The sequence below is a fragment of the Tsukamurella conjunctivitidis genome, from assembly GCF_007858475.1.
GTDB lineage: Bacteria > Actinomycetota > Actinomycetes > Mycobacteriales > Mycobacteriaceae > Tsukamurella > Tsukamurella conjunctivitidis.
In genome coordinates, this window is record NZ_VIGX01000010.1 from 34,297 (window position 1) to 46,323 (window position 12,027).

Genomic DNA, 12,027 nt, shown 5'->3' on the forward strand with positions numbered 1-12,027 from the left:
TCCCGGGCCGGCCGTGCCTTCGCCACTCGTGCCCGGCGTCCCGTCGGCGAACGACCGCGAGATGCTGCAGGTCACGGAGCAGACGCGCACGTACCCGTGCGGGAACTGCGGCGACGCGCTGATCTACGACCCGGCGATCGGTCAGCTGCGCTCGCCGAGCTGCGGCAGCACGTATCCGGTGCTGCTCGACACACGCAAAGCGCTGATCCCGCACCCGCTGGGCCCCACCATGAACGCGCTGTACGCGCGGGCCGCATCCACCGAGCAGGTGCGGGTCGTGGACCACGAAGTGGTGTGCCAGAACTGCGGCGGACGCACGCTGTTCAGCGGCACCCTCACCGCGGTGCGTTGCCCGTACTGCAACACCCCGATCCAGCGGACCGATGTCCAGGTCGCGCCCGCGCGGCTGCCCGTCGACGGCATCCTGCCGCTCCGCATCGGCGAGGATCGGGCTCGGCAGAACATCGAGGCCTGGGTCAACAGCCGGTGGTTCGCGCCGCGCGAGTTCAAGAAGTACCGGGTACTGGGCTCGTTCACGAGCGTCTACCTGTCGTACTACAGCTACGACGCCGAAGTGACGACGGACTACTCGGGTGCGCGCGGCGTCCACCGGACGCGACGCGACCGCGACGGCAACATCGAGACGTACACGGACTGGTGGCCGGTGAGCGGGCGCGTGCACGACAGCATCCGGCAGCTCGCGGAGTCCGCCAACACCGGTCTCGACGGCGACCGCGTGCGCGATCTCGAGCCCTGGCCCACGGAACAGGCCGTGACGTACACGCCCGAGTTCGTGGCGGGCCACCTGGCGCGCACGTACGACGGCGACGCGGCGCAGGTCTTCGAGGCGCAGGCCCGGCCGCGGATCGAGGGCATCATCGAGCACACCGTGCGTCGCGACATCGGCGGCGACGAGCAGCGCATCAGCCGGATGAACCCGGCCTACCAGTCGATCGACTTCCTCTACCTGCTCATGCCGGTCTGGCTCCTCACCGTCACCTTCGCGAACAAGCCCTTTCAGGTGTTCGTCAACGGCGTGACGGGAGAAGTGCAAGGTCAGCGTCCGTGGAGTGCGATCAAGATCGCCTTCGCGGTCACCCTCGGGTTGCTGCTCGTCGGGCTGGCGGTGTACCTGTACATGCAGGCCCGCGGCGGGTAGCCGCCGCGGCGGAGGAGGTAGGTCGTGTCCTGGATCATCGTGGTGCTGCTCGCCGTCGTCGTGCTGGCCGTGCTCGCGGCCACCGGTTTCGCCATCGCGCTCGTGCGCAACAGCCGCCGGCAGCAGCAGGCCGAGGCCGCCATGCCCTTCCCGTCCCGCGCCCCGCTGTCGTGGTCGGGCTCGCACGTCCCCGAAGCGCGGCTGCACCGCCGCATCCGGACGGCGCTGCGCGCGTTCGAGCAGCCCGCCGGCGCGCTGTCCGCGGCGCAGTTGGACGCGCAGGTGACTCTGACCGTCGCGGCCCAGGAACTCGACGACCGGCTCGTGGCGATCGCCTCGCTGCCCGAGACGGAGAAGACCGCGGCGATCGAGGCCGCCACCGCGGACGTCGCCGACCTCGAGAAGCGCATCGCCGACACCGTCGTCGTGCGGCCCCAGCTGCCGCCCACGACGACCTGACGAAAGCTGTCGGGGGCCATCACTAGACTGCCGGTGTGACTTCTGCGAACTCCTCGACCAAGCCCACGATGCTGCTGATCGACGGGCACTCGATGGCGTTCCGCGCCTTCTTCGCCCTCCCGCTCGACGGGGGACGCTTCCGCACGAAGTCGGGGCAGCCGACCAACGCCGTGTACGGCTTCACGTCGATGCTGATCAAGCTCCTCAAGGAGGAGGCTCCCGGCTACGTCGCCGCGGCCTTCGACGTCTCCCGCCAGACCTTCCGCGCCGAGATGTACCCGGAGTACAAGGCGCAGCGCTCATCCGCACCGGACGACTTCCGCGGCCAGGTCGACGTGGTGAAGGACGTCCTCGCCGCGATGGGCATCCCCACCATGGCGCAGGAGGGCTACGAGGCGGACGACATCATCGCCACGATGACCACGCAGGCCCAGGCGCAGGGTTTCAAGGTGCTCATCGTCACGGGCGACCGGGACGCGCTGCAACTGGTCAACGACGACGTCACGGTCCTCTATCCGCGCAAGGGCGTCTCCGATCTGACCCGGTTCACCCCGGAGGAGGTGGAGTCGAAGTACGGCCTGAGCCCGTCGCAGTACCCGGACTACGCGGCCCTGCGCGGCGACCCGTCGGACAACCTGCCGGGCATCCCGGGCGTCGGCGAGAAGACGGCCGCGAAGTGGATCCGCGAGTACGGGAACCTCGAGGGTCTGGTCACGAACGTCGACAAGGTCAAGGGCAAGGTCGGCGATTCGCTGCGCGAGAATCTCGCGACGGTGCAACTCAACAGGCAGATCACCGAGATGGTGCGCGATATGACCCTGCCGTACGTGCCGGAGGACCTGGCGCTGCAGCCGTGGAACCGCGAGGCCATCCACCAACTCTTCGACGATCTCGAGTTCCGCGTCCTGCGCGAGCGCATCTTCACCGAACTCGCCAGCGCCGAGCCGGAGGCCGACGAGGGCTTCGAGATCTCGGGCGGCATCGTTGCGCCGGGCACCGTCGCCGAGTGGCTCGCCGAGCACGGCGCTTCGGGCGAGCGGTCGGGGCTTGGCGTGATCGGCCCGGAGGTCGTGGTCGACGGCGACGCGGAGGCGGTCGTCATCGCCGCACCCGACGGCGAGGGCGGGTACATCGAGCTGTCGTCGCTGACCCCGCACGACGAAGCGGCGCTCGGCGCCTGGCTGGCGGACGAGGCACAGCCCAAGGCCGCGCACGAGGCCAAGTGGGCCATGCACGCGCTCGCGAGCCGCGGCTGGACCCTCGGTGGTCTGACGTCGGACACGGCGATCGCCGCCTACCTCGTGCGACCGGGCCAGCGGACCTTCAACCTCGACGACCTCTCGGTGCGGTACCTGCACCGGGAGCTGCGGGTCGAGGCGGCCGGTGACGATGCACAACTGTCCCTTCTGGACGACCCGGACGATTCCGCGGGGGAGAAGGCGCAGCAGGCGATCCTGCGGGCACGCGCCGTCGCCGACCTCGCCGCCGCGCTCGACGACGAGCTGGACAACATCGAGTCGCGCCCGCTGCTCGCGGAGATGGAGCTGCCCTTGCTCCGCGTCCTCGACGTCATGGAGGGCACGGGCATCGCGGTCGACACCGCACACCTCGAGGCGCTGCACAGCGAGTTCAGCGAGCGGATCCGCGCCGCGGAGGCGGCAGCGTTCGAGGAGATCGGGGAACAGATCAACCTCGGCTCGCCCAAGCAGCTGCAGGTGATCCTGTTCGAGAAGCTGGGCCTGCCGAAGACGAAGAAGACCAAGACCGGCTACACCACCGACGCGGCCGCACTCGAGGCGCTGTACGAGAAGGAGCCGCACCCTTTCCTGCAACACCTGCTCGAGCACCGCGACGCGATGCGGCTCAAGGTCACGGTCGAGGGCCTGCTCAAGACCGTCGCCTCGGACGGCCGGATCCACTCCACGTTCAACCAGACGGTGGCAGCCACCGGCCGGCTCTCGTCGACCGACCCGAACCTGCAGAACATCCCGGTGCGTACGGAGGCCGGTCGTCAGATCCGGCACGCCTTCGTCGCGGGCGAGGGCTACGAGACGCTGATGACGGCGGACTACAGCCAGATCGAGATGCGCATCATGGCGCACCTGTCGGGCGACGCGGGACTCATCGAGGCCTTCAACACCGGCGAGGACCTGCACAATTTCGTCGGTTCGCGCGCCTTCGGCGTCCCGATCGACGAGGTCACCCCCGACATGCGCCGCCGGGTGAAGGCGATGTCCTACGGGCTCGCCTACGGGCTCTCCGCGTTCGGCCTGGCCGCGCAGCTGAAGATCTCGCGGGACGAGGCGAAGGAGCAGATGGAGGCGTACTTCTCCCGCTTCGGTGGCGTGCGCGACTACCTGCAGGACGTCGTCGTCGAGGCGGGCCGCAACGAGTTCACCGAGACGATCTACGGCCGCCGTCGCTACCTCCCGGATCTCACCTCGACCAACCGGATGCGCCGGGAGGCGGCGGAGCGGATGGCGCTCAACGCGCCGATCCAGGGCAGCGCCGCCGACATCATCAAGGTGGCCATGATCCGCCTGGACGAGAAGATCCGGAACGCCGGCCTGAAGTCCCGCAAGCTTCTCCAGGTGCACGACGAACTCGTGCTCGAGGTCGCGGCGGGGGAGCGGGAGCAACTCGAGGTCCTCGTCCGCGACACGATGGGCGGCGCCGCCGAGCTCTCCGTGCCTCTCGAGGTCTCGGTCGGGTACGGCCGCAGCTGGGATGACGCAGCGCACTAGTACGCCGGGCCTGTGGCAATCTGGAATCATGCGACGTCGCTCGGGTGAGGCGGGATCCGCGCGATCCGTCCCAGCGGTAACCGCTGGGAGCACTGCACAGTCACTCCCTGCGTCCCGCGCCGGCCTGTGCGCTTCGCGCACCTCGCGGCGCTCCGGGACTCTGTTCCAGGTCACCCGAGCGGCGTTCGCATCCCGCGCATGACGGCCGTCGAGATCGTCCGGGGGCTGCCGCGGGCACAGCGGTACGCCGTCGCCGGCCGCGTCGTCTCCCTGACGGAGGACCTCTGGGCCGCCGACGTGATCGCGCCGCTGATCCGCGGCGCGGTGCCCGACGAGCTGGTGGATGCCGCCGTGCAGGCGCTTCTCGCCGGGCACCCGGAGCCGCCGGTCAGGTTCGTCGACGGCGACGTCCTCCAGTCTGGCCCGGGTCCGCTCGTGGCCGCGCTCGACGGGGTCCGCATCGTCGTCGCGCTCGAGCCCGCCGGCCCGGGCGACGTGCCCGGTCTGGCTCTGCCCGATGTCGCGGCGGTGACGCGACTGCTGGATCTGACCGTCCCCGAATTGGAGTGGTTCGCCGACCACGGGATGTGGTTACGGCACGCGCGGCCCCCTCTGCGGCATTACCGCGTCTCACGGATGGACAAGCCGGCCGGCGGGATCCGGATGATCGAGGCTCCCAAGCCGCGGCTCGCCGAGGCGCAGCGGCGGATCCTGCGCCGGGTGCTGGACCCCGCCGGCGCGCACCCGGCGGCGCGCGGTTTCCGGCCCGGCGGCTCGGTCCTCGCCTACGCGGCACCCCACGTCGGCGCGAGGTCCGTAGTCCGGCTCGACCTCCGCGACTGCTTCTCGACGGTGACGGTGCCCCGCGTCCGGAACGTCTTCCGTCGGTTGGGCTACTCGGCCCCGGTGGCGGGCGTCCTGGCGGACCTGTGCACCGTATCGACACCCGCCGACGAGCTCCACGGCCTCGACCCGTGGCAGGCGGCGACGATGCGATCGCGACATCTCCCGCAGGGCGCCCCCACCTCGCCCGCGTTGGTGAACCTCGCACTCCACCGGCTGGACGCACGGCTGACCGGTCTGGCCCGCGCGCAGGGCGCGCGGTACACCCGGTACGGCGACGATCTCGCCTTCTCCGGCGCGCTCGACCCGGCGCTGATCGCCGCGGTGGTACCGAAGATCGTGGCGGCGGAGGGTCTGTCGGTGAATCCCCGGAAGACCCGGATCATGCGGGCGGGCGCGCGGCAGGAACTCGCGGGCCTGGTGGTGAACGCCCGCGCCCAGATCCCGCGCTCCGAGTACGACGCTCTGCGCGCCCTGCTGCACAACGCGGCCCGGTCCGGCGGCGAGATTCAGAACCGCGACGGGCACGACGACTTCCGCGCCCACGTCTACGGCCGGATCGCCTGGGTCGCGCAGGGCAACGACGCCCGGCGCGAGCGCCTGCTCGCCATGGCCGCGCGCGTGCGGTGGTGAGCATCCGCGGCCCGGCGCGACCGCGCGGAGAATGTCGGTGGCGTGTGGCATCTTCTCCCGCATGACCGATCGAACACTAACCCTTCTCGGCCTGCGGATACCGCGCATGCCGAAGCCGGACCCGATGCGGGTCGCCTGGTACGCCCAGATCCCGGTCGCCGCGGTGATGTTCGCCGCCGCCCTGTCTCCGGTCCGGTTACCGTCGGTCGTCATCGGTGTCGGCATCGGCGCCTGCGTGTTGGGCGTGGCATCGGTGTTCCTCGCGTGGCGCCGCCGTCAGGTGTCGTCCTTCGCGGCGCCCGTGGCGGCCACGGTCGTCGCGCAGGCGCTCCTGAACGCCGTCGTCTTCGCGTCGATGCCCTTCCGGGGCGGTGGCCCGACTACGGAGAGCCGGATCCTCTGGGGATTCTGCGCGGTCGTTCTCGTCATCAACAGCGCCTTCACCCTCGGCACCTGGCGCCGGTAGCGTTGGGCGCTGTGTTCACCATCGGCTTCGACCTGGACCTGACGCTGATCGATTCGCGGCAGCGCATCCTGACCGCCGCCCAGCGCGCGTTCGCCGACCTCGGGCACGCGGTGGACGATGCGCCGCTACTGCCGCACATGGGCGTTCCGATCGACGTCGTCGCGCGTGAGGTGGTACCGGGTATCGATGGCGAGCGGTTCCTGCGGCGCTACCGTCTGCACTACGACACGGACACGACCACTCCGGTGCCCGTACTCCCGGGCGCGGAGGAACTGCTCGCGGCCATCCGGGCGGCAGGCGGAACGTCGGTGGTCGTGTCGGCGAAGCAGCAGGCGGCGGCCGAGCGGGCGGTCGCGGATGCGGGACTCGACGTCACCGCCGTCGTGGGTGGCCACTTCGGTGAGCGCAAGGGCGAGGCGCTACGGCGTTTCGGGAACGTCCGCGCCTACCTCGGAGATCACGTCGAGGACGCGTCGGCGGCCCGGGCGGCGGGGTGCCCCTTCATCGGCGTCACGACGGGCGAGTTCGACGACGACGCCCTCACGCGGGCCGGGGCGGCGTGCACCGTCGGGCATCTGGCGGACGTCGTCGCCCTGCTCCCGGGGTACGCGCGCCGCTGAAACCGTCCAAGAGCTGGACATTCACCGGCGGATTTGATATTGCATAACCTATGGGGCAGACAATCGGGGGGACATCGGACACCGTATATCCGATGAAGGCGCGGAAGATCGAGTGGAACACCTACGGGGACTCACTGGCCCGCCGCCTGGTGACGATCCGGAAGGCGCGGGGCCTGTCACAGGAGAAGCTCGCCGAGCTGGCGGGCCTGCATCGCAACCAGATCTCGAACATCGAGCGCAACGTGAGCTCGAACGACGGGGTCTCGGACCCGCACATGTCCACCGTGTACCGCCTCGCGGCGGCGCTGGACGTGCAGCCCGCGCTGCTCATGCCGGACATCGACCGTCGCGTCGCGAACCGTTCCCCGGAGCAGGCGTCGGGAAAGGCGATCGCGACGGTCGAGGCGGCGCTGCGCTCGGCCCTCGCCGAGGGCTGAGCGGACGGGCCTACTTGGCCTTCGCGGACGAGCAGGTGCGGTACGCGTCGGCGACGGCGCGCTGCACGTTGGCCTGCTCGCCGGCCAGGCTCATGGCGGAGCCGGTGCCGCGGAACGCGAGGGCTGCCACGCGGACCTGCCGAGCCAACCCGTCCGACGCCGCGATGTCCGCGAACTCCTGCGGTCCGCCCGCGGCGTCCTCGAGTCGCTTCGCGAGGCCGGGCGACGAGCGGTCGATCGCGGCCCGCAGCTGTCCCACCGTGCACGAGGTACCCGGCACCGCGCGGGCCGATGCGGCGTTCGGCTTGGGGGCGGGCTTCGGCGTCGGGGCGGCGGCGGCGAGCGGCGCGCCGGCCAGGGCGATCGCGCCGAGGACGGCGGCGGTGGCGGCGGTGCGGCGGAAGGTCATGCGGAGGTGCCTTTCGGTGGCGACTGTCGGAGGTGTGGGATCAGTACTTGTCGCAGGTGGCGATGACCTTGGCGATCTTCGCGTCGACCTCGGTGCGGTTGGCCTTGTAGTACGCGGCCGCGGCCGGGTTCTCCTTGGTCAGCCGGTCGATGATCTTCTGGCGATCCTCGGGCTTGGCGGTGAGGAGCTCGACGGCCTGGTCGCGGCCGCCGGGAGTCGCGTCCATGACCGCGATCGCCTCGGGGGCGATGACCTGGGTGGCGCGCTCGACCTGCGCGACGGTGCACTTGGTTCCGGGCACCTTGTCGTTGGGCGCGGCCGAAGCGACGGCGGGGGCGAGCGCGAGAACGCCCGCGAGGGCGGCCACAGCGGCGGAGATGCGGATCCGGTTCATGACTTCCCCTATCGGGCGGTTGACGATTGCCCCGCGAGACTACCGGTTCGCCGGGGGCCGCGAAAGCGCCGTGACAGGCAAAACCAACCCGATGCGGACCGACTGAAACCCGGGTAGGTGCTGTGGTTGCCCGCCGGTTCCGGAGACTGCGCGATGTCGCTGAACTGGGCGTTCACCCGGGTACGGCAGGTCCGGCCCGGTGCGTTCGTCCATGCGGTGAGTGCTACGAATCAGTCCGGCTTCACGCAGACGAAGATCGCCGTTCCGGGGAAGATCTCGCCGCGGAGCGGGCTCCACTGGCCCCATTCCTGAGTGAATCCCTCCGGCCACTCCGGTTCGATCACGTCCGCGACCCTCAGGCCCGCACCCACGATCTCCCGGATCCGGTCGCCCATCGTTCGATGGTGCTCGACGTAGGTGGGGACGCCGTCGTCGTCCGTCTCGACGTAGGGGGACCGGTCGAAGTAGGACAGGGTCGCGACGAGGCCGTCCGGCCCGGGGTCGTCGAGGAACATCCAGCGCATCGGATGGTTCACCGAGAAGACGAAGCGGCCGCCGGGGCGCAGCACGCGGTGCGCCTCCGTCATCACGCGCGCGGAGTCGGCCACGAACGGGATCGCGCCGAACGCGGAGCAGACGATGTCGGCGGCGCCGCCGGCGACCGGAAGGTTCTCCGCCCCGGCCTGGACCAGGAGCGGGTTGGTGCCACGGACATGGGGAAGGCCGCGGCGCAGCATCCCGGCCGAGATGTCGACCCCGAGGACGGTGGCGCCCTGCGCGGCGAGCCAGCGCGCGCACGGGGCGCTGCCGCAGCCGATCTCCACCGCGAGGGTGCCCGGTCCGACGGGGCCGAGGAGCCCGGCCTCGGATTCGCGCAGCCCCTCGGGGCACCAGACGAATTCGCCGTCGGCGGTGTCGACGCCCAGGAACGCTGCGTGTTCGGCGTGGTAGGCCTCGGCATCGGAGTCCCACCACGAGCGGTTCGCGGCCTCGGAACCGGCGCTGTCCCGGCGCATGTCCGGTTTGGGGCGGTGGGACACGGGAGTGAACCTCTCGACGGTGGGGGTGGAGAGGGCGGTTTGCCCAGGTTGCACGCGGTGGAGTAGCCTGGACTCCGCGTGTGCCCATGCGTGCGCGATCTCGACCCACACTACTAGCACCCTGTCCGGAGCAACTTACCCAATGCCCACCACCACCGTTACGTCCCCGCAGGTCGCCGTCAACGACATCGGCACCGCGGAGGACTTCCTCGCCGCGATCGACGCCACGATCAAGTACTTCAACGATGGCGACATCGTCGAGGGCACCATCGTCAAGGTCGACCGTGACGAGGTCCTGCTCGACATCGGTTACAAGACCGAAGGTGTCATCCCCTCCCGCGAGCTGAGCATCAAGCACGACGTCGACCCGTCCGAGGTCGTCAACGTCGGCGATGCCGTCGAGGCCCTCGTCCTCACCAAGGAGGACAAGGAAGGCCGCCTGATCCTGTCGAAGAAGCGTGCGCAGTACGAGCGCGCCTGGGGCACGATCGAGGAGCTCAAGGAGAAGGACGAGGCCGTCAAGGGCACCGTCATCGAGGTGGTCAAGGGTGGTCTCATCCTGGACATCGGCCTCCGCGGCTTCCTCCCGGCCTCGCTGGTCGAGATGCGTCGTGTGCGCGACCTCCAGCCGTACATCGGCAAGGAGATCGAGGCGAAGATCATCGAGCTCGACAAGAACCGCAACAACGTGGTCCTGTCGCGCCGTGCGTGGCTCGAGCAGACCCAGTCCGAGGTCCGCAGCGAGTTCCTGCACCAGCTGCAGAAGGGCCAGGTCCGCAAGGGCGTCGTGTCCTCGATCGTCAACTTCGGTGCCTTCGTGGACCTGGGCGGCGTCGACGGCCTCGTGCACGTCTCGGAGCTGTCCTGGAAGCACATCGATCACCCGTCCGAGGTGGTCACCGTGGGCGACGAGGTCACCGTCGAGGTCCTCGACGTCGACCTGGACCGCGAGCGCGTCTCGCTGTCGCTCAAGGCGACCCAGGAGGATCCGTGGCGTCAGTTCGCCCGGACCCACGCCATCGGCCAGATCGTGCCCGGCAAGGTCACCAAGCTCGTCCCGTTCGGCGCGTTCGTCCGCGTCGAGGAGGGCATCGAGGGCCTCGTCCACATCTCGGAGCTGGCCGAGCGCCACGTCGAGGTCCCGGACCAGGTCGTCTCGGTCGGCGACGACGCCATGGTGCGCGTCATCGACATCGACCTCGAGCGTCGTCGTATCTCGCTGAGCCTCAAGCAGGCCAACGAGGACTACACCGAGGAGTTCGACCCGTCGAAGTACGGCATGGCCGACAGCTACGACGAGAACGGCGAGTACATCTTCCCCGAGGGCTTCGATCCCGAGACCAACGAGTGGCTCGAGGGCTTCGAGAAGCAGCGCGAGGAGTGGGAGGGTCGCTACGCCGAGGCGGAGCGCCGTCACAAGATGCACACCGCGCAGATGGAGAAGTTCGCGGCCGACGAGGCCGCCGAGGCCGCTGCCGGTGGTCCGGCCGCGGGTGGCGCGAACTACTCGAGCGAGTCGTCCTCGAACGACCGCGGCGGCAACGAGGCCCCGCAGAGCACCGGCGGTTCGCTGGCCAGCGATGCGCAGCTCGCCGCTCTCCGCGAGAAGCTGTCGGGCAACGCCTGATCCGCTTCGCCGCACAGCCGGGAACGCCCCGCATCCTCCTCGAGGATGCGGGGCGTTCCCCGTTCGCGGGCCCTAGTTGAGGCGGTCGCCCGTGTCGGGATGGAAGAGGTGGACCGCCGGCTCCACCTGAGCCAGTCGCACCCCGTCGCCGATCCGCGCGGCGGTGCGTCGCGGGCACCGCGCGACGAGCGTGACCGGGGCGCCGTCGACGGAGGTCACGTCCGGATCCTCGACCCGCGCGTAGACGAAGGTGTCGCTCCCGAGGTCCTCGGTGATGGCGACGGTGCCCCCGACGCCCGCGTCCGGCCCGGCGAGGCCGAGGCTCTCCGGCCGGATGCCGACGGTGACCCGCTCCAGCCCGGAGGTGCGGACCGCGGCCTGGGCATCCGCGTCGAGGTCGACGGTGCCGCCGGCCACCGCGATCGCCCCGTCACGCACGGGCGCCGTGAACAGGTTCATCGCGGGCGAGCCGATGAAACCGGCGACGAAGGCGTTGCGCGGCCGGTCGTAGAGCTCCGCCGGTGTCGCGAACTGCTGCAGCACGCCGAACTTCAGCACCGCCACTCGGTCGCCCATCGTCATGGCCTCCACCTGGTCGTGGGTGACGTACACGGTGGTGGTGCCCAGCCGCCGCTGCAGCGCGGCGATCTGCGTCCGGGTCTGCACCCGGAGCTTCGCGTCCAGGTTCGACAGCGGCTCGTCCATGCAGAAGACCTGCGGTTCACGGACGATCGCGCGGCCCATCGCGACGCGCTGCCGCTGCCCGCCGGACAGGCGGGCCGGCTTGCGGTCGAGGTAATCGGTGAGGTCGAGCAGTTTCGCCGCCTCGGCGACCTTCCGCTTGCGCTCGTCGAGCGGGACGCCGCGCATCTTCAGCGCGAAGCCCATGTTCTCGCCGACCGTCTTGTTGGGGTACAGCGCGTAGTTCTGGAAGACCATCGCGATGTCACGGTCCTTGGGGGCGACGCCCACCATGCTGCGGCCGCCGATGGAGATCGCGCCGGAGTCGATATCCTCGAGGCCGGCGAGCATACGCAGCGCCGTGGACTTGCCGGAGCCGGACGGCCCGACCAGAACGACGAACTCGCCGTCGGCGATGTCCAGATCGAGGGAGTCGACGGCGAGGGTGTCGGCGCCGGGGTAGACGCAGCACGCCTGGTCGTAGGTGATGGAAGCCATGTCTCGCTCCTAGATTC

The 12,027-nt window shown here is 70.2% G+C and carries 12 protein-coding genes; 8 read left to right on the forward strand and 4 right to left on the reverse strand.

Annotated features, from left to right (window positions below; all coding sequences use genetic code 11):
* Positions 1-13 precede the first annotated feature (13 nt).
* The 7 genes from FK530_RS16590 (at position 14) to FK530_RS16615 (ending at position 7,361) form a co-directional block, all read left to right on the forward strand.
* Positions 14-1,159 carry a TFIIB-type zinc ribbon-containing protein gene (locus FK530_RS16590; protein ID WP_231706673.1) on the forward strand — a complete coding sequence of 382 codons (1,146 nt, stop codon included), beginning with the start codon at positions 14-16 and terminating at the stop codon, positions 1,157-1,159.
* Between the two features lie 24 nt (positions 1,160-1,183).
* A complete protein-coding gene (locus tag FK530_RS16595; protein WP_146488098.1) occupies positions 1,184-1,618 on the forward strand; it encodes a hypothetical protein in 435 nt (144 codons plus the stop codon).
* A gap of 68 nt (positions 1,619-1,686) precedes the next feature.
* The gene (gene polA / locus FK530_RS16600; RefSeq protein ID WP_231706676.1) at positions 1,687-4,362 is read left to right on the forward strand and encodes a DNA polymerase I; all 2,676 of its coding nucleotides are present in this window, start codon (positions 1,687-1,689) and stop codon (positions 4,360-4,362) included.
* 198 nt (positions 4,363-4,560) lie between these two features.
* Positions 4,561-5,838, forward strand: coding sequence for a reverse transcriptase family protein (locus FK530_RS16605; RefSeq protein ID WP_146488099.1), 1,278 nt, complete (start codon positions 4,561-4,563; stop codon positions 5,836-5,838).
* A gap of 106 nt (positions 5,839-5,944) precedes the next feature.
* Positions 5,945-6,304, forward strand: a complete 360-nt coding sequence (locus FK530_RS25885; RefSeq protein ID WP_158645117.1) for a hypothetical protein — start codon at positions 5,945-5,947, stop codon at positions 6,302-6,304.
* Positions 6,305-6,315: 11 nt separating this feature from the next.
* Positions 6,316-6,924 carry an HAD family hydrolase gene (locus tag FK530_RS25890; protein WP_158645118.1) on the forward strand — a complete coding sequence of 203 codons (609 nt, stop codon included), beginning with the start codon at positions 6,316-6,318 and terminating at the stop codon, positions 6,922-6,924.
* 92 nt (positions 6,925-7,016) lie between these two features.
* The gene (locus FK530_RS16615) at positions 7,017-7,361 is read left to right on the forward strand and encodes a helix-turn-helix domain-containing protein (protein WP_146488101.1); all 345 of its coding nucleotides are present in this window, start codon (positions 7,017-7,019) and stop codon (positions 7,359-7,361) included.
* Positions 7,362-7,371: 10 nt separating this feature from the next.
* Here FK530_RS16615 and FK530_RS16620 read toward each other — a convergent pair whose 3' ends face one another.
* The 3 genes from FK530_RS16620 to FK530_RS16630 all read right to left on the reverse strand — a co-directional run bounded on the left by FK530_RS16620 (position 7,372) and on the right by FK530_RS16630 (position 9,180).
* Entirely contained in the window at positions 7,372-7,770 is a 399-nt protein-coding gene (locus tag FK530_RS16620) for a hemophore-related protein (protein WP_146488102.1), read from the reverse strand.
* Positions 7,771-7,810: 40 nt separating this feature from the next.
* A complete protein-coding gene (locus FK530_RS16625; protein WP_146488103.1) occupies positions 7,811-8,164 on the reverse strand; it encodes a hemophore-related protein in 354 nt (117 codons plus the stop codon).
* Between the two features lie 230 nt (positions 8,165-8,394).
* Positions 8,395-9,180 (reverse strand): class I SAM-dependent methyltransferase, encoded by a 786-nt coding sequence (locus FK530_RS16630; protein ID WP_146488167.1) that lies wholly within the window; start codon positions 9,178-9,180, stop codon positions 8,395-8,397.
* A 166-nt stretch (positions 9,181-9,346) separates the two neighbouring features.
* On the opposite strand from FK530_RS16630, the gene rpsA reads away from it, so the two are divergent.
* Positions 9,347-10,831 (forward strand): 30S ribosomal protein S1, encoded by a 1,485-nt coding sequence (rpsA, locus tag FK530_RS16635; RefSeq protein ID WP_068568982.1) that lies wholly within the window; start codon positions 9,347-9,349, stop codon positions 10,829-10,831.
* A gap of 72 nt (positions 10,832-10,903) precedes the next feature.
* Here the strand turns inward: rpsA and FK530_RS16640 are convergent, their stop codons facing one another.
* Positions 10,904-12,010, reverse strand: a complete 1,107-nt coding sequence (locus FK530_RS16640; RefSeq protein ID WP_146488104.1) for an ABC transporter ATP-binding protein — start codon at positions 12,008-12,010, stop codon at positions 10,904-10,906.
* Between the last annotated feature and the right edge of the window lie 17 nt (positions 12,011-12,027).